Genomic DNA, 21,053 nt, shown 5'->3' on the forward strand with positions numbered 1-21,053 from the left:
ATGTCGATTATTAATTTATTAAAAACCTCATTGTACAGTCTGAAAGCACATAAATTAAGAGTTTTTCTCACAATGATAGGAATAATTATAGGGATAAGTTCTGTTACCACTATTCTTTCAATAGCTAATGGATTTAAGATAGAGATAAAAAAGTCTATGGCAGAAACTAAGGCAAATAAAATTAAAATAGGCTTTACTGCGGATAATAAAATAACAGATATAAGTTTAATTCAACCTTTTACTAAAAATGATATAGCTAATATTAAAAAGGTTGATGGAGTAGAAAAGGTAGAGGTTTCTAAGATATCTGGAGAACTTGTTACTACCACTGTAGGGGCTACCTATTTCGATAGGAATTCTGCTGTTTTGGTAGAGGATTATGAAAATAAAATGATAAATGTAAAGTATGGTCGCTCTTTTAATAAGGGAGATGCTTCTAAAAAACTCCTTGTATTAACTAATGAAGCAGCAGTATCTCTTTTTGATTCACCAGAAAATGCTATAGGGCATGGAGTAGAAATTAGTGGTTATAACTATATGGTAATTGGAATTTTAGAACAAACAAATAAATTTTCAATAATGGGTAACTCAAGTTATATTTCAAATTATACTCCAAGCGACGTAAATGAAAATAAACCTATCGATGGCCTGGATGTTTATATTGAACCAGGCAGTAATAAAGATAAGACCTTTGAGGATGCAAAGAGAATGCTTATGCAATATCATCCAAATTTGAAGGGCAGCTATAAGCTTCAAGAGCCAGAGGGAATGACAAAAGCCTTTGATAAAATAATTGGTGGGTTAACAGCATTTTTAGCTTTCATAACTGGAATTTCCTTGTTCGTTGGGGGAATAGGGGTAATGAATATAATGTATGTTTCAGTTTCTGAGAGAAAGAGAGAAATTGGTATAAGAAGAGCCATTGGCGCAAAACCCAAAAGTATATTGCTTCAGTTCCTTTTTGAAGCGACAATTGTTACAGGGGCAGGAGGGCTAATAGGAATACTTTTAGGCTATTTCATTGGCAAGGTAGCTGGTAAATTCTTGCCATTCCCTCCAGTATTAACAGTAGCAAGCTTTTTAGGAGCTACACTTACCTCAGTCCTTGTTGGAATAATCTTTGGAATCATACCTGCTATTAATGCATCAAAACTGGATCCGATTAAGGCGATTTATAAATAAAAACTTGATGCTATAAGTAAAAAGTTCCCTAATTGGGACTCTCAATAGAGTGGCTTGCCACTCTATTATTATTTAATAGAAGTACTTTAATATGGGGAGCATGCTCTTTATTTTTTAACTTTGCCACTGGTTACGCAAATTCTCCCTCCACCCCATGTATTCTAGATAGCACAGAAATTAGATAAAGAAAATTCAAAGGCATTGAAATGAGAAATCTTGATGCCTTTTGGAAGTCTATCCTAATATAGTTGACTTGTCAATTATAATTTTGTAAAATAAATATGGTGATAAATATGAAAAACATATACGAAGAATTTGGCAGATGGATATCTATACTGTATAGACAGTTTCAGATATTCATAAATAATGAATTGAAGGACTTAAATATAACATCGGGTGAATATATATATTTGATAAAGCTCTATGAAAATAAAGAATTGACTCAAGAGGAGTTAGCTGAAATATATTATATTGATAAGGCAGCGATAACAAGGAGTATAAGGAGCCTAGAGGATAAAGGATATATAAAAAGAATAAAAAATCAAAGGGACAAAAGATCCTATAGAATACAAGTTACAGATCAGGCTCTAAAGGTAAAACACAGAATATATAATGCATTAAAATCTTGGGATGATTTGATCTCATCAGATGTAAATGATGATGAATTAAAAATGCTATCCAATGTATTGAAGAATATGTCATTAAAATCACTACATGGAGATCAAAAAGGAGATGATATTTATGAAAATAAGTAAGAAGTATAGGGGAATGATATTTTCATGTCTTGCTGCTGTATTTATATCTGTACCCATTGCCTTTTTTATGGTATTAATAAATTATGGATTTAAACCAGGCTTCTTGATGGCATTTTTAAAATCTTCATTGGTGGGGACAGCCATTTCTGTGCCGTTGGCTAATATATTTATTCCATTGGCAGAGAGGATAGTAAATAAGGTAGTGGAGGAATAGTAGGCTTTCCTAAGTATCTTGATTGTTCTGTTTGTGAATAGTGCTAAGCCAAGGGTAATGTTGAGGCCTGCCCGCAAGGGGATTCCAGGCTCAGGTGGCATCTTTTTTATCTCCTCAAGACATGTGGAGAACAATGCCTTTTACAGAAGAAAGAGATGGGTAACTCAACTTTAAAGTAGTTTAGGAGGTGATTAATTATGGAAAAGAAGCCTGAGAAAGACTCTAAATCAGCGTCCCAACTAATAGACGAGAAAATTGAGGAACTGGGTGATTGGCGCGGTCAGATGCTATCAAAGGTGCGGAACATAATCAAACAGGTAGACCCGGAGGTAGTGGAAGAGTGGAAGTGGAGAGGGACCCCTGTATGGTCTCATGACGGGATAATATGTACCGGGGAGACTTATAAGAATGTGGTGAAGATGACTTTCGCTAAAGGAGCATCACTGGAGGACCATATGCATATTTTCAACTCAAGCTTGGATGGGAATGTCAGGAGGGCCATAGACTTCCACCAGGGAGACCAGGTGAACGAGGAGGCTCTTAAGGAGCTAATCAGAGCTGCCATTGCATTAAATAATTCTAGCAGCAAGACTTCCCGTAAGAGGTGAGCTTCTGAGTCAGCCTGCTTGGGTTTTGAGTTAACAGACTAATTTTTATTTTTGGAGGGAACAACATGGAAGTTTTTGCAGAATATTTAGCTGGTATTGATAACCTGCAACATAAGGCCCGGCTGGAAGAGGTTTTTGGTTGGATAATTAAAACGTTTCCTAATCTAATTCCTAAAATTGCATGGAATCAGCCTATGTTTACTGATCACGGCACATTTATTATCGGCTTTAGCGTAGCAAAACATCATTTAGCCGTTGCCCCTGAAAGGGTAGGGATTGATCATTTTTCTGGGGAAATTGTGCAGGCTGGCTATAACCATAGTAAGGAGCTGATACGCATCCCATGGGATAGCCATGTTGATTTATCATTACTTGAAAAAATCATCCAGTTTAATATTTTGGATAAGGCAGAATGTTCAACTTTTTGGAGAAAATGATGAAAATAGCTTATCATATGCTATAATTTTGAATATAGATTAGCATTAAGGAAGTGGTGTCTTGGTACAGCAATATACAAAAAAAATGATTCGCCAGGTATTCATAAAGATGCTGAATGAGCATCCACTTAACACAATCACAGTTAAGGCTATTGTTGCAGAATGTGAGATCAATAGAAATACATTTTATTATTACTATTCAGATATTTATGCAATTTTGTCGGAGATTTTCCAAACAGAACTTCAGAGAGTCATTGATGAATATAATGATACACTGTCCTGGGAGGAGAGCTTTATTGCGGCTGCTAAGTTTGCTTTAGAGAACAGAAGAGCAATTTATCATGTATATAATTCCATGCAAAGAGAAGAATTGGAGAACTATATATACAATGTATCAGGAAATGTCATGATTAGGTATGTTGAAAAAGTAAGCGATGGTATCTCAGCCTCTTCGGGGGATAAAAAACTTATTGCTTCCTTTTATCAGTGTGCCCTCACCCAAATGGTGCTGCATTGGATTGCTACAGGAATGAAGGAAGACCCTGATGTTATCAGCAGGAGAATAGGGCAGCTTTTCGATGGAAACATTGTCCTATCCCTTAAGCGAAGTGTTGGATTAACTGATATCTGGTAAAAAAATAATATGAGATTTCTTTTTTATTAGACATTCTAATGTAAATGCCTAAAAATTAGACAAATGAACTGCAGTGTTTGAATTTCGAACACTGCAGTTTTTTTATCTAATGTAAAAGATATTAAAAAGCTATATTATAAGTATAAATAAATCCTACAGACAACAAATATTCACAAAGTTAAAGGTGGATTTATTATATTTTGTACCACCTAGTTATATTAACAAGGTTAATAAAAAGATATCTAAACACAATAGTAGGATTTAGAAAACTATTAATAATTGGGAAAGAGGGAGAAAAAATGAAAATAAAAACACATGATGATAGGCTTACACTTACCAATGGAAGTTATCATGCTTTAGTAAATGCAAGAAAGCCTAAGGGAATCGATGATAAAAAAGCTTACTTAATAGGTACAGGAATTGGTGCTTTAGCTGCTGGCTGTTTTTTGATTCGTGATGCCCATATGGATGGAAGCAAGATCACTTTTCTAGAGCAATTAGACATCCCTGGTGGATCCTTGGATGGTGCTATTCGTGAAAATATGGGTTATGTAGCACGTGGTGGACGTGAAATGGGACATCATTTTGAGGTTTTATGGAGCTTGTTTAGTTCATTACCATCCACAGAAGATCCTAGTATGACTGTATTAGACCATTTTTATTATACAAACTATGATGATCCAAACTTTAGCAATTGTCGTATTACTAAAAACCAAGGGGAACGTTATGACAATGGGAAATTTAATTTGGGTCAAGACTTGGCAAAGGAATTAGCTGCTTTTACCAGCATGACAGATGAAGAGCTTCAAAATAAAGCTATAGAAGATATTTTTTCTGAAGAGCTTTTAAACTCTGATTTTTGGACATTATGGAGAACAATGTTCGCTTTTGAAAACTGGCATAGTGCCCTAGAGATGAAATTATATATGAACCGTTTCATCCACCATGTTGGCGGATTGACAAATCTTTCAGCTTTACAATTTTCAAGACATGATCAATTCACTTCCTTTGTAAAACCTATGGTTAAATACTTGGAAGATCACGGTGCTAAATTTGAATATGGAGTCAATGTGGATAACGTTGAGTTCTCAATTTCAAACGATAAAAAGGTTGCAAAGAAAATAGTTGCAAAAGATAAGAATGAAAAGGATATTTCCATTGACTTAACAGAAAATGACTTAGTATTTATCACTAATGGATCCATGACTGAAGGTTCTGGGTATGGTGATGACAATACTTCTGCTCCATTTAACAAGGAACTAGGTGGATGTTGGAGACTGTGGAAAAACATAGCTGCCCAATCCGATGAATTTGGAAATCCAGATAAGTTCTGTACAGATACAGAAAAATCTAATTGGGAGTCTTGTACAGTAACTTGCCATGATGAACGTGTTCCTAAGTACATTGAAAAGATCACAAAACGTTCCCCATATGGCGGACGCACTGTAACAGGCGGCATAGTTACAGCTGTTGACTCTTCATGGCTTATGAGCTGGACCATAAACCGTCAAGAACAATATTATGGACAACCTGAAAAAGACGTTGTGGTTTGGGTATATGGTTTATTCTCTGATGTTCCTGGAGACTATATTAAAAAATCTATGAGAAATTGTACTGGTAAGGAAATCACAAAAGAATGGTTATATCATATAGGTGTTCCTACAGATGAAATAGAAGAATTAGCAGAAAGCTGCACTGCAATTCCTGTTATGATGCCATTTATTACATCTATGTTTATGCCTCGTGAATTTGGAGACCGTCCTTATGTTGTACCAAAGAATGCAGTAAACTTTGCTTTCTTAGGACAATTTGCTGAAACCTTGGATGATCCAGGACGTGATACTGTATTTACTATTGAATATTCAGGACGTACAGCTATGGAAGCAGTATATGTTTTAACCGGAGTTGAAAAAGGAGTTCCTGAGGTGTTTGCTTCCAGATACGATATCCGTTACTTATTAAATGCAGGTGTAAGTTTATTAGATGGAGAAAAACCAAAAATTGATCTGCCACCACTTACTAGACGTAAAATTGTAAAACAATTAGCAGGAACAGATATTGAACGATTATTGAAAGAATATGGAATTATTTAATGGCACTTAGAATTAAATAATTTATTTAAAATCCCGAATTTGAAAAAAATCGGGATTTTAATTTATACCCATTTATCATAATACGCTGGCACTATAACAGATATCACTCAAAGGAGGAAGCTTCTGTGAAAAAAGAAAAAAATCTTAAGCAAGTTTATATTCCTACAATAGAAGAAATGCAATGTTGGTATGAAGATGACTTGCGTAGAGAAGCCTTAAAATCATCGGAATTGGAAAATAACAAAAAAATAAGTGAGCAGGGATCCTTTTTTAAAGCTTTTCGAAAATTTGAAGAAGAGGATGTGAAAATTCCTTCTGATTCTAAAAAAAATAATGTTTATTATGAAAAATATAAAGCTTATGTAGAACAAGAATTAGAAAACAAGGGCAAAAAGATCCAAGAAATTGAAAATTTAATGGAATATGAAAAGTTTTTTCTTCGCTGGGAAAGAAGAGTGAATAGCGAAAGCAATAATTACAGTCACTATGGGAGTAATTCAGCTACAAGATATAGAGTCGATGGCATAGAAAAATTGGAGAGAGAGTTAGAGATAATATTAGAAAGCTCTCCGGAAGCATGGGAATGTTATTATAAACGTCAATTGATAAGTGATATAGAAACCCAGCATCAACAGCGTTTGGTAACTGTACCTTATGTAGTTAAAGCAAAACAAAAAGTGATAGATTCCTTGAATTTAGGTGTTCCTGTATATATCGTAGGGCATTTAGGAAGTGGTAAAACACAATTAGCAACTGAAGCAGCCATGGATTTCACCATACAAAATAAAATACAAGCAGAATTAGAAGGGAAAATGGAGCATTGGTTTTCTGAAAATCCAAATGCCACAGAGAAAGATGCCATTGAAAAATTTAGAGAATTTAATGAGGAAAGAAAGCTCTACTACAAAAATATATTAATTAATGGAAGTAAAGAGGAAATAGAAGCTTTACAGCCGCTATTTATATCCGGCTCACACAATTTAACCTACGAAGATATGTTTGTAGAGAAAACTTTGTCTCTGGAACATAGTTTCTCCCAAGGCTCCTATAGGGATTATCTGAATATGATCATAGGAGATTTTTATGAGTGGATGGATGAGCATAAAGAAAGACTGGATCAGATCACTGATGAAGAACAGTTGCAGCTTAAGATTCAAATATGGAAGAGTTTTTCTGATTTATTGGTAGCAAGTAATAGTAACTTTGGTACTACAATTAAAAAAATAGAAAGAGAAATTTTACTTGCAGTAAAAGAAGGCCGCCCTGTAATCGTAGACGAATTAAATACCATTGCCATGCAAAACTTAATTGCATTGAACGATATTCTGCAGCGTCATGCAGGAAATACAGCTTACATCACAGGAGTTGGACCTGTTTTGATTAAACCTGGATTTGCATTTATTGGTACAGGAAACCTATCATCTCAAAGGGTGAATTATGAAGGAACAAATGAGCTAAATCCAGCCTTTAAATCACGTTTCGTAACCATTGAGTACAATTATGTACCCCAAAAGATAACTGGTTCCTTAGAAGATCAACAGTGCCCAGAAAAAAATGAGCTTTTTAGGATAATAATAGCTCAATTAGCTGATAAAAATGGAAATGTTCATATTCCTGATTCCAAAAGGACATTAGAAGAATTGTTTCGTTTTTCTCAGCTTTGCAGGGTTACTCAAAATGTCTTTATGGGCAAGTGGAAAGATAATGAGGTGCAAAAAGATTTTGGTATAGATGAACCGGAGCTTAGAGAATCTGTATTATCAATCCGTAATATTTTGCACGTTTTAAATGATTGGAACAAAGGGGAAGAAAAAGATCTAAGCAAAGCTATGTGGGATGGTTTCATTAGTTCCATCACTTATGCTGACGACCAAAACTATATTCTATCACAGGCGGTGCGTTTTGGATTCTTTCCTATAGGAGAAGGATGGAATATTGAGATAAAAGACATAGGAGAAGCAACAACCACATACGAAGAAATTCGTACCCGTCCGTATCGCTATGTTCGTCCATCCATAGAAGCTTTAAGCTGCTTAGATGTAGTTCATCTGATATTTGGGGAAGGAACTCTTAGAAAAACTTTGCCAGAAGCACTAAAAGAAAATTTTGGAGCTGATATTGAGGGTTCATGGCCAATTGATGCAAAAAAATATCAAGTGCTAGACCGACAATTATCTCATTTAGAGCATTCAAAAGAGCTACTTGAATACTTAGAAGATAATGGAGTAGAAAAATGAAAGTGAATTTGTCAGTAGACGGTGAGGATTTTAAAAGTCAAGTTAAAGAACTAAGAGAAAAGCTGAATGAATGCTTAATAAATGGAGTTTTGGATGATGGTTTCCAGGAGCAATTAGACGAACTTTCACAAATGGAAGAAGAGTTATTAGCTAATTTAGTTCCATATTACCGGGTTTATGCAAATAATATTAAAAAGACTTCCATGCAAGTAAATCCAATAAAACCATTGGGGGTCTATGGCTTTGATAGTTTTTTACAAGCTACGCTTAAGGTTAATAAAAATCTTTTTATTACAAGTAGTATAGATGGAAAAGTACAATTTTTTTATATAGATATTGCAGATGATTTTTCTGATGAAAATCAAGTTGAAGCTGAATGGAGTCCTCCTATTAAAGAAATAAAAGAGACAATTTCCTTTATGTATAAATTAAATGATAAAGAAATATTGCTCTTTGGAGTGAGAGGGGGATGCTACCTGCTCTTAAGCGATAATTTTCATCAAATGCCTGATGTTAACGAAGACATTAAAGTTAAAAGGCTTCAAACAGATGGCGAAGTTAGTGGGGTTGGAAGATGCTTAGCGATTAATGATGGTTTATTTGTAGTGGAAAATGGAGAGGAAAAGTTAAATTTATTAGAAATAATAAAAGAAAAAGATGATTATAGTCTGGTTTTTCATAAAGAGATATATTGCACTATTCCAAATTGGACTACACTAGAAAAGATAAATGAAGATTATTTTGTAGTTGGAACAAAAACTGGGGAATTATATTTTATTAAATATGAGAACAGACAATTTAATATTGCAGATAAAATTAATTTTCTAGATGATGAAATAAGGCAGATTACATGGCTAGAGGATGGAAATGGTAATAGTAATTCTATTATGGTAATAGGAAATAATGGACACGTTAAGATATTTTCTTTATATGAAGATGAAAAAGTTGTAAAAATAGAATTGAATGATTTAGAGGGTAATTTATTTGATGTTCAATGTAAAAAAGGCACAGCTATAGTTTTAAGTGAAGATGGAATCATATATTTATTTGAAGAGAATTTTGGCAATTGGTATCTAAATGAAGGGGCGGCAATGAAAGACGTATTTTTTACAAATGTCTTAAAATTGGATATTTTAAAATATTTGCTTATGGATGTGGAAGGTAAATTAAAGCTTCTAGACATTGATAGAATCCATACACCAAAGGACTTGCGGGATATGCCACTGTATCAATAGGAGGGATTATAATGTTTGACTTTGATGAACAAACTCTAATTGAAGAATCTAAAAAACATTGCCAAGAATTTTTACAAAAAGAGCAGCGCTCCTTAGCCACATTTACAGGAGATTCTAGTTTGATGTATATTCCTGATTCAAAATTAGAAAGATTTCTATTAGATCCTTCCAAGGGGGTTTTGTATTTACCCCTTCAAAGCTTTTTGGATAGAAAATTAGATGAAAATGAAATAATGTGGCATATCTACTATGAATTAGCCCTATACCCTGATTGGAAAAAACAAACTAAACAATATTTGAATAGAAAAAAACACTGGCAGAAAGAAATTGATCACATGACAAGCTATATTCTGGGTAGAATAAAAAAAGAAGGTCTGGAAAAAGACCAGGCGTATGAACCCAGAATTATTTCCAATTATGTAACAAGAGAAATTATTGGACTATTACATGTATTGGATAAGTACGCATCATTTTTGAGAGTTTTACAGTTGTGTCCTATATACAGGGATGAAGAAAATTTTGAGAGGATTGCTTCATATATGAAACAAACAGGTAAGACCACGGAGTCAATTTCTCAGATGCCTAAACATAGAGCTTTTGCAAAGAGTTTATTAATTATTGAATTATATAAAAGAGCGCCTGAAATACAAGGATGTGCTCAAAATCCCTTTCATAGGAAAGTTTTCAATGAGCCTTTTTTTGACTTTATTCATTATCAATTAGTCAGGCAGATAAATGATGATGAAGGAATTATAGAAAGAGATCCATTCATCCGTTCTTTTATCTATAAAACTTTTGAACAATTGTGGAAAGAAGAAATTGATGAAATGGATTTTTATAAATCAAAAGCCCAGAAAAAAGAGCAAGTACAGGGAGACAAAAATCCTTTTGAACAATCTGAAGAAGATGAAATGCCAGATTCACTGGAATCTACACAGGAAGAAGTGGAAAAGATTCTAGAAGAAATGCTAGATGAACAAGACCAAATGAGTATGACAGTGCAAGACATGATGCAAGGTAAGGTAGATTTAGAGGCTTATGGGATCAGTCAGGGAGATCAGCAATTGTTTCAATTTTATTCAAATAAAATGAAATCTGAAAGAGAACAAATGCGTCAATTTTGGAAAAAGCTCATAGGGGATGCTAAAAAGGAGATAAGTGTAAAAAAGCATGGTCAAATAAAGGGAAAAATAGATGTGCATAGCATGGTTAAATCTTATCCGGATTTTGTAGAAGCTGAAAAAAAGGGAAATTACAAGAGCCTTCTGATTTTTAATAGATATTTACTAGAGCCACGAACAGATATATTGCCTGAAAGAATAGAGATTTCTTTTGTGATAGACAATTCAGGATCCATGAATGGGGCTAAAATTGAGGCTGCGAGAAAAGCTTTATCGGTGACATTACTGTCAATTGATGATTTTAATGAATATTTGAAAAGCAATGCGGCTCAATTAAATCAAAAAGTAGAAGTTTTAAGCGAAACTTGGTTTTTTGGCAGTAAGTATTATAATGTCAAAGAATTTAATGATAAAAATGTGAAGGAAAAAGAAAAAAGCGATATAATCCGCTCCATAGTGAAGCTGGATGCAACAGATGGATCAACAGATGATGCAAGCTGCCTTAGAGAAATATCCCATGGAATTACATCCATACAGGAAAGGGAACTGAAAAAAGGAAAACAAATAAAGATAGTCTTCGAAATTACAGACGGTGCATCAAGTTTGCCAGGATCAGCAAAAGAAGCTGTACAAGAATTGTTATCAAAAAATGTTCAGGTGTATGCATTTCAAATGGGAAAAAACAGCGAAGCAAATGAAAAAATCTTTAACTTCGTATGGAATGAAGGATACAAACAGACACACGGGGTAATCATAGGTGAACAAGTAGAAAAGCTGCCTAAAGAACTTCTAAAAGCAGTAGAAAAAAATATGCGGTTTATTTTTAATAATTAGCTGCAATATTGAAAAGATATGCACAATTAATGAATAATAATTATCAGAAAATAAAAAATATTGACACGATATATAGGCTATAGTATATTAAAATTAATATAAATAACTTTTACCATATAGATTAAGTAAAAGCAAAAAGAGTTTCAATAATAAAAATAGTTAGGTAAATTTAGGTTAATTTAACATATAAGCAACAAGATAACAGTAAGAAACATTAATAATTAATTATTAAAGAGGTGAAGAGAATATGAAAGATGAGAAGCAGGGAAAGCAAACAATAACCGTAAAAACAACACTTAATGCACCTGTAGAAACAGTATGGAAATATTGGACAGAACCAGAACATATAAAAAAGTGGAATAATGCTTCAGAGGATTGGCACACCACGGCGGCAGAAAATGATTTAAGAGTTGGTGGTAAATTTCTTTCAAGAATGGAAGCTAAAGATGGCAGTTTTGGGTTTGATTTTAATGGGATTTATGATGAAGTGAAGTTATATGAGCTTATAGCTTACACTATGGCTGATGGAAGAAAAGTTGAAATTACTTTTGTATGTGGAGAAAATAAAACAGAGGTAACTGAAACTTTTGAAGCTGAAAGTACCCATTCTATTGAGATGCAGCAAGGAGGCTGGCAAGCAATTTTAGATAACTTTAAAAAATATACTGAAGGAGAACTATATAAAGTATAAACAGGATATTCCTTAAGTTTAAAATTAGGAGTGATTAAAATGTCTGTAAAGACTTATATAAATTTTAATGGAAATTGTAGTGAAGCAGTAAATTTTTATGCAGAGGTTTTTGGAAGTGAAAAGCCTCAAGTTATGTTGTTTGGAGATATGCCATCAAAGGAAGGTACTCCACTTACTGAGAAAGAAAAAAATCTAGTATTACATGCTGAGGTGAAAATAAAGGATAGCTCAATAATGTTTTCAGATATTCTGCCAGGAATGTCTTTAGTTGTTGGAAATAATATAAGTTTAGTAATTAATAGTAGTGATATAGATGAAATTAAGGTAATATTCAATAAGCTTAAAGTGGGTGGTACTGTAGTAATGGAGCTTCAAGAAACTTTCTGGAGCAAATGTTATGGATTTGTAATAGATAAGTTTGGTATAGGATGGCAGTTTAGTTATGAAAATAAATAGTTATAAGTAGAATTCTATATGCAAATATTTTTTATAATGCCTTCACCCCTTAGTTACTATATTTGTTTGAGTAGCTGAGGGGTGAAGGTATTTTTAGTTACAATTAGTTAATTATTTAACTTAAAAAAATAAATAAATTGATTTATAATAGTTGTTGCGATAAATGCGTAGGATTGTTAAAATATAATTAATCTTTAGAGTTTTTTAATGTTCTTAGTGGGAGCGAAAAAGTCCCTATGGGTATAAAGCATACCATTGCAGAAGAAATTTCTTAACTAAAGATTTATTGAAACAATGTATTAAGTACAGAAGGGAGAATATAATATGATTTATTCAACAGAAGTAGACAGAATGTGCTGCGTAACTAAAGGAGCAAATCACCCATCAGCTCCAATACCAGAAGAAGGAAAATGGGTTCGTGCTAAAGAAATAAAAGATATCTCCGGTTTAACACATGGTGTAGGTTGGTGTGCTCCACAGCAAGGTGCTTGTAAACTTACTCTAAATGTTAAAGATGGTATTATAGAAGAAGCTTTAGTTGAAACAATAGGATGTTCCGGAATGACTCACTCAGCAGCTATGGCATCAGAAATACTTCCAGGAAAAACTATACTTGAAGCATTAAATACAGATTTAGTTTGTGATGCTATAAATACAGCAATGAGAGAGCTATTCTTACAAATAGTATATGGAAGAACTCAAACAGCTTTCTCAGAAGGTGGACTACCTATAGGAGCAGGTCTTGAAGATTTAGGAAAAGGATTAAGAAGCCAAGTTGGTACAATGTATGGAACAAAGGCTAAGGGAACTAGATTCCTAGAAATGGCTGAAGGATATGTTACAAACATAGCTTTAGATGAAAACAATGAAGTTATAGGATATAAATTCGTTCACCTTGGAAAAATGATGGAAATGATAGGAAAAGGCATGGATGCTAACGAAGCAAAAGAAAAAGCTACAGGTCAATATGGTAGATTCGATGAAGCTGCAAAAGTTATTGATCCAAGGCATGAATAATATATAAGGAGGACGAGTGAAATGGCATTATTTGAAAGTTATGAAAGAAGAATTAATCAAATAACACCTGTACTTGAAAAGTACGGAATGAAAACTATAGAAGAAGCTAAAGCTGTATGTGATGAAAAAGGAATAGATGTTTATAACATAGTTAAATCAACTCAGACAATATGCTTTGAAAATGCTTGTTGGGCTTACATATTAGGAGCAGCAATAGCTATAAAGAAAGACTGTAAAAAGGCTGCAGAAGCAGCAGAAGCTTTAGGAGAAGGCTTACAAGCTTTCTGTATTCCAGGATCTGTTGCAGATGATAGAAAAGTTGGTATAGGGCATGGAAACTTAGCAGCTATGCTTCTAAGAGATGAAACTAAATGTTTTGCATTTTTAGCAGGACATGAATCCTTTGCTGCTGCTGAAGGAGCTATAAAAATAGCTGAAAAAGCTAACAGAGTTAGAAAAGAGCCATTAAGAGTTATACTAAATGGTCTTGGAAAAGATGCTGCTTACGTAATTTCAAGAATAAACGGATTCACATATGTTGAAACAAAATTTGATTATTATACAGGAAAATTAGAAGTAGTAAGAGAAGTTCCTTTCTCAAAAGGTCCAAGAGCTAAGGTTAAATGCTACGGCGCAGATGATGTTAGAGAGGGAGTTGCTATAATGCACAAAGAGGGCGTTGATGTATCTATCACTGGTAACTCAACTAACCCAACAAGATTCCAACATCCAGTAGCAGGAACTTATAAAAAAGAATGTGTTGAATTAGGTAAGAAGTACTTCTCAGTAGCATCCGGTGGTGGTACTGGAAGAACTCTTCACCCAGACAACATGGCAGCAGGTCCAGCTTCTTACGGTATGACAGATACTATGGGAAGAATGCACTCAGATGCTCAATTTGCAGGTTCATCATCAGTTCCAGCTCACGTTGAAATGATGGGACTTATAGGCATGGGTAACAACCCAATGGTAGGAGCTTCTGTGGCAGTAGCTGTTGCTGTAGAAGAAGCAATGAATAAATAAGAATACCCCTAAACCTCTGATTTATCAGAGGTTTTTATTTTTTAAAGCTTTATAGAAACATATAAAAACTCACTGATAATACACAAGTAATACACACTCGTAATACACAAATTTTAATAAAAAAATTATTTTATTTTTTCAATCTCTTTCCTTAGTTGTTCTATTGTTCTATGAGTATAAACTTTTTCTGTTGTATCTTCAATTGCGTGACCTACAATCAATTTAAGAATATATTCATTCATATCAATTTCCTTGGCAAGTGTAAAAATAAAATCTGTTATGATACCTTACCTGGAAAGATTATAAAAAGCATATAGTTACATTTGAATGTGAAGAATATGAAGATCTCAATATAGAGTTTATGCTTTATGGGTGGGAGAAATATGGTGAGTATCATCAAAAGTAGTTTAAGTCGGAATATGATTATGTTACGAACTAGTTAATAAAATTTGATCTTTGAAAACTGAATAATGCGGTATTTATAAAATATGTTATAATTTATTTAAAAATATAGAAAAGCTTGGAATTGAATGTGAAATGAAACAATAACAAATTTCATATGTTGAGATGAATGGAGGCATACGAAAATGTCAAAAAAGTCCAAAGAAGTTTATGATTTCTTAAATAGAATGGAGATTAAATTTAAATTTATTGAGCATAAGGAAGTATATACTATTGATGATATGATGGAACTTAACTTACCTGATACTGATGTTATAGCAAAGAATCTATTTGTTAGAGATGATAAAAAACGTAATTATTATTTATTGGTTATCCGCCAAGAAAAGAAAGTTAACTTAAAAAAGTTAAAAGAAAAAATTTGTTCAAGGCCTCTTAGCTTTGCTTCTGAAAATGATTTAAATTCTATTTTAGGACTTTCTAAGGGTTCTGTAACACCCTTGGGTATAATTAATGATGATGAGCGAAAAGTAAAGGTAATACTAGATAAGACATTTAATGAAAGTATTATAGGGATTCACCCAAATGAAAATACAGCAACAATATGGGTTAATGTAGTAGATTTGGTGAAGATGATTAAGCAGCATGGTAATTCTGTAGAGTTTATAGATATTTAAGACTTTAAATTTCGGTTTGCTAATGAGTTTCTTATTCGTATATTATTAGGGTGAAAATAAATAACATATTAGAATATCGCATTATTCAGAAATGAGTATGCGATAATTTTTTATTAAGGAGGGATAGTTTGGATAGTTATAATGATTTAATAAAGTTAATAGATATAATACACGCATTCTTTTCAACAATAAGCTATAATTTAGAAGGGAATAAATGGGGAAGCAAATATCCAATGTTAATGAATGAATTATATTAAGGTAAATTAAGTTGGGAAAATGCTAGTGAAGCAATTGAAGAATTAAAAATAATTAAGGAAGAATTAAAAAAATTTAGTCCAGAGTATGTAGTATGGGATATTGAAGACATAAGCAAGGAACTACCGTGGGAAAATAATATAAGTAGTGATATTACTGATTTATCTAATTATTTCATAACTAGTGATGGTAGAGATTTGATAAGTATAATTTTAATGGCACTAAATGATTCTATGTCAGAAAAAGTAGATATTGAAATAGTGAATATCTAAATGCTTAATAAACAATAGCTCAGCAGGTAAAGTAAAAGACAAGAAGAGTAAACAAGTTAATATAGAATCCTACGGAGTGTTCTATTTCCTAGCAGTTCAAAAGATTCAAGTTTCATCCAGAGAAACTCCTAGAAATCAGTTTTACTAAAATACTACAAGAGAAAAGTTTCAGAAGGTAAAACTAATATACAAGCATTAGTCTGTGTAATGAGAATATTTAGTAACATAATCTACCCAATGGTGAAGAATAAATAAAATACCGATAGTAGGATAAAAAACACTGTATAGGAGTAGAGATAGTTTCAAGTGGGGGTGAGAGGTGGAGATTTTAACACGACTTTATTGTTTATGTACAACATCCTTGTGGGATAACAATGAAATTTAATTAAGGCTGAGTAGCCATGAAGGGTTTCACCTTTCATTAGCTGCTCAGCCTTTTTAATTTTCCTAGAGTAATATTATATTGGAATGAATACATAAACATAGCGAAAAAAATATTTCAGTAAATTGTGTGAAATTTTAAGAATCAAACTCAATTTTATATACTTACTATACCACAAAATGGAAAAAAATTCAAGTCTTGTTCTTCAGTTGTTTAGGGTGTATTAAGTATAGTGAGGTGATTAACAATGGAAAGAAAAAGTATGACTGCCCTGGTAAGTGCGTTTTCTAGGGCATACCATTCAGAAAACAATGATATGAAAATTTTTAATGACAGTATTGCGAAATTGCTCTTGTCTGAATCAGAGTACAATGAAATAGCAAAAAGTATGTCCGGTGAAATTATGTTTTTTAACCCATCCTTCGTAGGAAGTGAAAATGAAGCATTGCGATGGATAGTAGACAATCAGTTGTCACCATCTCCCCTTGGGAGAGCAGCATTTACTGAAAAAGTACTGAAAACTGCGGTATCTATTGGAGCAATGCAGTATTTGATTTTTGCAGCAGGGTATGATACTTTCGCATATCGTCAACCGTACTGGGCAAATAGGCTTCAAATTTTTGAGATTGACCATCCTGCTACTGCAAAAGATAAACAAGCAAGATTAGCTAAAAGTGGTATATTGCCGCCAAACAACATTGATTATGTTGAAGCTGACTTTACAAAAGAAATGTGGCAAACTGCTTTAATGGGTAATGCAAATTTTGATAAAAGTAAGATCAGTTTTTGCAGCTTACTGGGTCTATCCTACTATCTTTCAAAGCAAGTATTTACAGAAATGATTTCCGTAATGGGAGAAATGGTTCCAAAAGGTAGTTCCCTTGTTTTTGATTATCCAGACCAAGACACCTATACCGAAAAAGCAGGAGAACGGGCAAAAAACAAGCAATTCTAGCAGGAGGAGCAAAGGAGGCTATGCTTGCAAGCTATTCCTATGAAGAGATGGAAAGTTTGCTTTCAAATTGTGGCTTTCTAATATATGAGCATTTAGAACCCAGTGAAATAACCAAGCAATATTTCCACCATTACAACAAAGCAAATCCCCACCATCCAATGACAGCTTTTGATAATGTAAACTATTGTTTGGCAGTAAGAAAATGAGAATTTTACTCTAAAACTAGCCGATGAAATACATAGCAGTAGGTGATGGAGATATACTTTTTGATATGAAAATTTTAATATGATAGTGTAATGATAAAATATAGTTTACAAAAGAGGACATCAAAAGCGAGGAATAAAAACCCTTAATGTATTATGCTCTTTATAGGAGAGGAGGTAAAGGAATGGAGTGGTTGAAAAAATTAAGCAATGCTATAGACTACATAGAATGCAATCTGGACAGTGAGATTTCCTATGAGGAAGCCGCTAAAATTGCCTGTTGTTCAACCTATTATTTTCAGCGAATGTTTTCCTATGTAGCGGGTATTTCGTTGTCGGATTATATACGTCGTCGAAGAATGACACAGGCTGCGTTTGAGTTACAGTCTACGGATGCAAAAGTATTAGATATAGCTCTGAAATATGGCTACTCTTCCCCAACATCATTTAATCGTGCATTCCAAAATGTCCATGGAATTTCTCCAGTTGCTGCAAAGAACCAAGGAAGTGCGCTTAATGCTTATCTTCCAATCAAATTTTCAGTACAAATTACAGGAGGTAGTGCTATGAAGTATAGAGTTGAAGAAAAAGAAGCTATGCGAATTGTTGGCATCCGTATTCCTTTAACAGAAGATATGGAGAAAAATCAAAAACTTGTTCCTGCTTTTTGGAGTGAAGTTCTACAAGATAGTAAGTTTTCGGAGATCTGCCAGTTGTCAAATCAATCCCCCCATGGGGTGTTAGGGATTACTGCTTATGAGAAATACGGAGAGGTTTATTATTATATAGCATCTGCAACGGATAAGCCCATACCTGAGGAAATGTTGGAATATGAAATACCCGCTGCAACATGGGTGATTTTTGAAAGTGAGGGACATTTCAAAGAGTCAGTGCAAAGTATCTTCAAACGCTTTCTTACTGAATGGTTACCTTTTTCTGGATATACCTATGCAGAGCTGCCAGATATTGAGGTATATCCAATTTGCAAAGGAAGCCCACAAGCCGGTCATTCCGAAGTATGGATTGGAGTGAAAAATGAAAAGGAGAATTGATTTATGGAATATCAGATTGAGATAAGAGATATTGAACCAATACGTGTTGCATATATTAGGTACAACGGAATTGCAACCGGATCAAACAAAGTTTTTCCCAATGTTTTTAAGTCTATCCGTGGGAAAACAAATGGAGCACCATTCATAAGCTACATTGTAATGAACCAAGAAACCAAAATGGGTGAAATGGAGTTATGTGTGCCCACAGCAGAAGTTCCTAGTGGAAATGGGATTGAAGTAAAAGAAATGCCGCGTATCAAGGCTGTTTGTGTTACACATATTGGCCCTTACGAAACCATATATAATGCCTATGAAGCAATAAATACGTACGTTACTGAACATGGATTACAATTACAGCTGCCATTCAGGGAAGTGTTTATCAAAGGACCAGGAATGATTTTAAAAGGAAATCCAGATAGATATATTACCCAAATTATATTTCCCATCAAGGAGGATTAAAATGACGGCAATCCTTGTTGAAAACCTAGTAAAAAAATATAAGAACGGTGTACAGGCGTTAAAGGGTCTTTCTTTGACGGTAAAGGAAGGGGAAATTTATTCTCTGTTGGGACAAAACGGAGCCGGGAAATCTACTCTCATTAATGTGCTAACAACCTATTTGCATCCAACTTCTGGTAGTGTAACTATGCTAGGTAAAGATATTTACAGCGGAGCTGCCGCAATCCGTACCGATATTGCCTGTGTCGCTCAGCGAATTTCCATTGATACTTGCCTGTCCCTTACCGACAATATGATGTTTCAAAGCAAGCTATATAAAATTCCAAAAGTTGAAGCAAAAAAACGAATGGAAACATTGATTAACTGTTTTGAACTGGAACGGTATTTAAAATATCCCGTTGCTTCTTATTCTGGAGGCGTAAAAAGGCGCCTTGACATAGCTCTTAATATGATGTCAAACCCCAAAATTTTGTTTTTGGACGAACCCACTGTTGGTATGGATATTCAGTCACGTATGGCCATGTGGGATATGATGAAGAAAATCAGAGATGATTTTGGAACAACTATTTTTTTTACAACCCACTATTTAGAAGAGTCTGACAGCCTAAGCGATACAATCTGTATTATGAAAGATGGAAAAGAAGTAATACAGGGTACGCCTCATGCTCTCCGTGGATATCTGCGGCAGGATATGGTGAAAATAAGCTTTGCAGGCGAGGAAGAGGCAAAAGATTGTTTAAAGTTACTAAAAAGTGAATTTATTAATGAAAAAGCTCACTTGGGAAAGGATGAAATCCTTATAAATTCAGAAAACAGCCATGGGGATTTAAAAATAGTCAACCGTTGGTTATTAGAGAATAGTATTGCTTTCATGGGGATAGAAATTGTGCAGCCCACTTTAGAAGATGTTTTTATAAGGTTGACAAGTAAAAATGAAGAGGAGGGCAACTAATGAGTGTTTTTACCATCCTTGGACGTAATATGAAATGGCGTTTTCATAACGCTTTTACAGTAGTGATTACCATTTTACAGCCTATGCTGTGGTTAGTTCTATATAGTGCGGTAGCTGGACAATCTATGAAAGGTATTGGAATTAAAAACTACACAGCATTTATTCTACCTGGACTTCTTGTATTGGTAAGTTTCGGAGCTTGTAGCAGCAGCGGTATTATGAATTATCTTATGAAAACAGATGGCAGCTTCTATAGGGTATTGATTGCTCCAGTAAGTAGAATCTCTATTGTTCTCGGTCAAATTTTAGAAGCGGTTTTATGTACATTTCTTGAAGTTTGTATTATGTTTCTCGCTAGTCTTTTTTTCTCCGTTAGAATTGCTTCCGGATTTGCTGGGGTAATTCTTATTGTTCTAATTGTATTTATGACAGCCTTCTTTATGGCAGGGTTATCTTATGCAATCAGCCTTTCCTTGCCAAATGAAGTTGTTTACGAAACGGTGATGAACGCCATTGTCCTGCCTGGGTTCTTTCTTAGCACAGCATTATTTCCTGCAGAGGCATTGACGGGAGGTTTGGCAATTGCTGTTAATCTTAACCCTTTTACCCACGTAATCAATGCTTTGAGAGATTTGGTTTTACAGGAAAGCATTAGTATATTAAATATCACCTTTGTCTTTAGTTTACTTGCCATTATGTGCGCCATGAGCTTTGGATGGAGTTTTCACAGATTGAAAAAAGAAACAAGTCTATAGCTGATTAAGCAAAATGAAAGGTTGATCGCATCAAGCGGTCAGCCTTTTTATTCATAGGTACATAGGTTTCTATTATATTCTAAATTACATGGACAATAATAATATTAAATATAGAAAGCCATGGAGAAATTGTATATTGATGAATCCACGGAATA

Annotated in this window: 19 protein-coding genes and 2 pseudogenes; all 21 read left to right on the forward strand. The window is 33.9% G+C overall.

The window, feature by feature from the left end; all coding sequences use genetic code 11:
* The 21 genes and pseudogenes from BUA82_RS01135 (at window position 1) to BUA82_RS01240 (ending at window position 20,898) form a co-directional block, all read left to right on the forward strand.
* On the forward strand, window positions 1-1,182 hold the full coding sequence (locus tag BUA82_RS01135; protein ID WP_073003894.1) for an ABC transporter permease: 1,182 nt from the start codon (window positions 1-3) through the stop codon (window positions 1,180-1,182).
* A gap of 293 nt (window positions 1,183-1,475) precedes the next feature.
* Entirely contained in the window at window positions 1,476-1,937 is a 462-nt protein-coding gene (locus tag BUA82_RS01140) for a MarR family winged helix-turn-helix transcriptional regulator (RefSeq protein ID WP_178140670.1), read from the forward strand.
* Window positions 1,924-2,151: a DUF2798 domain-containing protein gene (locus BUA82_RS01145; RefSeq protein ID WP_073003895.1), complete on the forward strand. Its 228-nt coding sequence runs from the start codon at window positions 1,924-1,926 to the stop codon at window positions 2,149-2,151. The genes BUA82_RS01140 and BUA82_RS01145 overlap by 14 nt, the downstream gene beginning before the upstream one ends.
* A gap of 197 nt (window positions 2,152-2,348) precedes the next feature.
* The gene (locus BUA82_RS01150) at window positions 2,349-2,759 is read left to right on the forward strand and encodes a DUF1801 domain-containing protein (protein WP_073003896.1); all 411 of its coding nucleotides are present in this window, start codon (window positions 2,349-2,351) and stop codon (window positions 2,757-2,759) included.
* Between the two features lie 65 nt (window positions 2,760-2,824).
* Window positions 2,825-3,196 carry an iron chaperone gene (locus tag BUA82_RS01155; RefSeq protein ID WP_073003897.1) on the forward strand — a complete coding sequence of 124 codons (372 nt, stop codon included), beginning with the start codon at window positions 2,825-2,827 and terminating at the stop codon, window positions 3,194-3,196.
* A 61-nt stretch (window positions 3,197-3,257) separates the two neighbouring features.
* On the forward strand, window positions 3,258-3,830 hold the full coding sequence (locus BUA82_RS01160) for a TetR-like C-terminal domain-containing protein (protein ID WP_073003898.1): 573 nt from the start codon (window positions 3,258-3,260) through the stop codon (window positions 3,828-3,830).
* 299 nt (window positions 3,831-4,129) lie between these two features.
* On the forward strand, window positions 4,130-5,923 hold the full coding sequence (locus BUA82_RS01165) for an oleate hydratase (RefSeq protein WP_073005077.1): 1,794 nt from the start codon (window positions 4,130-4,132) through the stop codon (window positions 5,921-5,923).
* A gap of 176 nt (window positions 5,924-6,099) precedes the next feature.
* A complete protein-coding gene (locus BUA82_RS01170; RefSeq protein WP_423230439.1) occupies window positions 6,100-8,160 on the forward strand; it encodes a P-loop NTPase family protein in 2,061 nt (686 codons plus the stop codon).
* Window positions 8,157-9,395, forward strand: a complete 1,239-nt coding sequence (locus tag BUA82_RS01175; protein WP_073003900.1) for a hypothetical protein — start codon at window positions 8,157-8,159, stop codon at window positions 9,393-9,395. The genes BUA82_RS01170 and BUA82_RS01175 overlap by 4 nt, the downstream gene beginning before the upstream one ends.
* A gap of 11 nt (window positions 9,396-9,406) precedes the next feature.
* Window positions 9,407-11,350, forward strand: coding sequence for a vWA domain-containing protein (locus BUA82_RS01180; RefSeq protein ID WP_073003901.1), 1,944 nt, complete (start codon window positions 9,407-9,409; stop codon window positions 11,348-11,350).
* Window positions 11,351-11,597: 247 nt separating this feature from the next.
* The gene (locus BUA82_RS01185; RefSeq protein WP_073003902.1) at window positions 11,598-12,041 is read left to right on the forward strand and encodes an SRPBCC family protein; all 444 of its coding nucleotides are present in this window, start codon (window positions 11,598-11,600) and stop codon (window positions 12,039-12,041) included.
* 39 nt (window positions 12,042-12,080) lie between these two features.
* Window positions 12,081-12,497 carry a VOC family protein gene (locus tag BUA82_RS01190; RefSeq protein ID WP_073003903.1) on the forward strand — a complete coding sequence of 139 codons (417 nt, stop codon included), beginning with the start codon at window positions 12,081-12,083 and terminating at the stop codon, window positions 12,495-12,497.
* Window positions 12,498-12,821: 324 nt separating this feature from the next.
* Window positions 12,822-13,514 carry an iron-sulfur cluster assembly scaffold protein gene (locus BUA82_RS01195; RefSeq protein ID WP_073003904.1) on the forward strand — a complete coding sequence of 231 codons (693 nt, stop codon included), beginning with the start codon at window positions 12,822-12,824 and terminating at the stop codon, window positions 13,512-13,514.
* 21 nt (window positions 13,515-13,535) lie between these two features.
* Complete coding sequence (locus BUA82_RS01200) at window positions 13,536-14,537, forward strand: GGGtGRT protein (protein ID WP_073003905.1); 1,002 nt, start codon at window positions 13,536-13,538, stop codon at window positions 14,535-14,537.
* A gap of 587 nt (window positions 14,538-15,124) precedes the next feature.
* Window positions 15,125-15,613, forward strand: a complete 489-nt coding sequence (locus BUA82_RS01205; protein WP_073003906.1) for a prolyl-tRNA synthetase associated domain-containing protein — start codon at window positions 15,125-15,127, stop codon at window positions 15,611-15,613.
* Window positions 15,614-15,741: 128 nt separating this feature from the next.
* Window positions 15,742-16,140 (forward strand): annotated as a pseudogene (locus BUA82_RS01210) (Imm70 family immunity protein).
* A gap of 629 nt (window positions 16,141-16,769) precedes the next feature.
* Window positions 16,770-17,683, forward strand: a pseudogene (locus BUA82_RS01220) (class I SAM-dependent methyltransferase).
* Between the two features lie 182 nt (window positions 17,684-17,865).
* Window positions 17,866-18,732 carry an AraC family transcriptional regulator gene (locus tag BUA82_RS01225; RefSeq protein ID WP_073003907.1) on the forward strand — a complete coding sequence of 289 codons (867 nt, stop codon included), beginning with the start codon at window positions 17,866-17,868 and terminating at the stop codon, window positions 18,730-18,732.
* A gap of 3 nt (window positions 18,733-18,735) precedes the next feature.
* The gene (locus tag BUA82_RS01230; protein WP_073003908.1) at window positions 18,736-19,191 is read left to right on the forward strand and encodes a GyrI-like domain-containing protein; all 456 of its coding nucleotides are present in this window, start codon (window positions 18,736-18,738) and stop codon (window positions 19,189-19,191) included.
* Window position 19,192: 1 nt separating this feature from the next.
* Window positions 19,193-20,143 carry an ABC transporter ATP-binding protein gene (locus tag BUA82_RS01235; RefSeq protein WP_073003909.1) on the forward strand — a complete coding sequence of 317 codons (951 nt, stop codon included), beginning with the start codon at window positions 19,193-19,195 and terminating at the stop codon, window positions 20,141-20,143.
* On the forward strand, window positions 20,143-20,898 hold the full coding sequence (locus tag BUA82_RS01240) for an ABC transporter permease (RefSeq protein ID WP_073003910.1): 756 nt from the start codon (window positions 20,143-20,145) through the stop codon (window positions 20,896-20,898). Before BUA82_RS01235 ends, BUA82_RS01240 begins: the two co-directional genes overlap by 1 nt.
* Window positions 20,899-21,053: the final 155 nt, after the last annotated feature.

Source organism: Clostridium amylolyticum (assembly GCF_900142075.1).
Taxonomy (GTDB): Bacteria; Bacillota; Clostridia; order Clostridiales; family Clostridiaceae; genus Clostridium_AA; species Clostridium_AA amylolyticum.

What these genes read in the sequence shown, in the direction of transcription:
- BUA82_RS01175 (WP_073003900.1), top strand. Translation starts at nt 8,157, where the DNA reads ATGAAAGTGAATTTGTCAGTAGACGGTGAGGATTTTAAAAGTCAAGTT.
- BUA82_RS01205 (WP_073003906.1), top strand. Translation starts at nt 15,125, where the DNA reads ATGTCAAAAAAGTCCAAAGAAGTTTATGATTTCTTAAATAGAATGGAG.
- BUA82_RS01155 (WP_073003897.1), top strand. Translation starts at nt 2,825, where the DNA reads ATGGAAGTTTTTGCAGAATATTTAGCTGGTATTGATAACCTGCAACAT.
- BUA82_RS01135 (WP_073003894.1), top strand. Translation starts at nt 1, where the DNA reads ATGTCGATTATTAATTTATTAAAAACCTCATTGTACAGTCTGAAAGCA.
- BUA82_RS01140 (WP_178140670.1), top strand. Translation starts at nt 1,476, where the DNA reads ATGAAAAACATATACGAAGAATTTGGCAGATGGATATCTATACTGTAT.
- BUA82_RS01195 (WP_073003904.1), top strand. Translation starts at nt 12,822, where the DNA reads ATGATTTATTCAACAGAAGTAGACAGAATGTGCTGCGTAACTAAAGGA.
- BUA82_RS01165 (WP_073005077.1), top strand. Translation starts at nt 4,130, where the DNA reads ATGAAAATAAAAACACATGATGATAGGCTTACACTTACCAATGGAAGT.
- BUA82_RS01190 (WP_073003903.1), top strand. Translation starts at nt 12,081, where the DNA reads ATGTCTGTAAAGACTTATATAAATTTTAATGGAAATTGTAGTGAAGCA.
- BUA82_RS01170 (WP_423230439.1), top strand. Translation starts at nt 6,100, where the DNA reads ATGCAATGTTGGTATGAAGATGACTTGCGTAGAGAAGCCTTAAAATCA.
- BUA82_RS01230 (WP_073003908.1), top strand. Translation starts at nt 18,736, where the DNA reads ATGGAATATCAGATTGAGATAAGAGATATTGAACCAATACGTGTTGCA.
- BUA82_RS01150 (WP_073003896.1), top strand. Translation starts at nt 2,349, where the DNA reads ATGGAAAAGAAGCCTGAGAAAGACTCTAAATCAGCGTCCCAACTAATA.
- BUA82_RS01240 (WP_073003910.1), top strand. Translation starts at nt 20,143, where the DNA reads ATGAGTGTTTTTACCATCCTTGGACGTAATATGAAATGGCGTTTTCAT.
- BUA82_RS01200 (WP_073003905.1), top strand. Translation starts at nt 13,536, where the DNA reads ATGGCATTATTTGAAAGTTATGAAAGAAGAATTAATCAAATAACACCT.
- BUA82_RS01185 (WP_073003902.1), top strand. Translation starts at nt 11,598, where the DNA reads ATGAAAGATGAGAAGCAGGGAAAGCAAACAATAACCGTAAAAACAACA.
- BUA82_RS01145 (WP_073003895.1), top strand. Translation starts at nt 1,924, where the DNA reads ATGAAAATAAGTAAGAAGTATAGGGGAATGATATTTTCATGTCTTGCT.
- BUA82_RS01235 (WP_073003909.1), top strand. Translation starts at nt 19,193, where the DNA reads ATGACGGCAATCCTTGTTGAAAACCTAGTAAAAAAATATAAGAACGGT.
- BUA82_RS01180 (WP_073003901.1), top strand. Translation starts at nt 9,407, where the DNA reads ATGTTTGACTTTGATGAACAAACTCTAATTGAAGAATCTAAAAAACAT.
- BUA82_RS01225 (WP_073003907.1), top strand. Translation starts at nt 17,866, where the DNA reads ATGGAGTGGTTGAAAAAATTAAGCAATGCTATAGACTACATAGAATGC.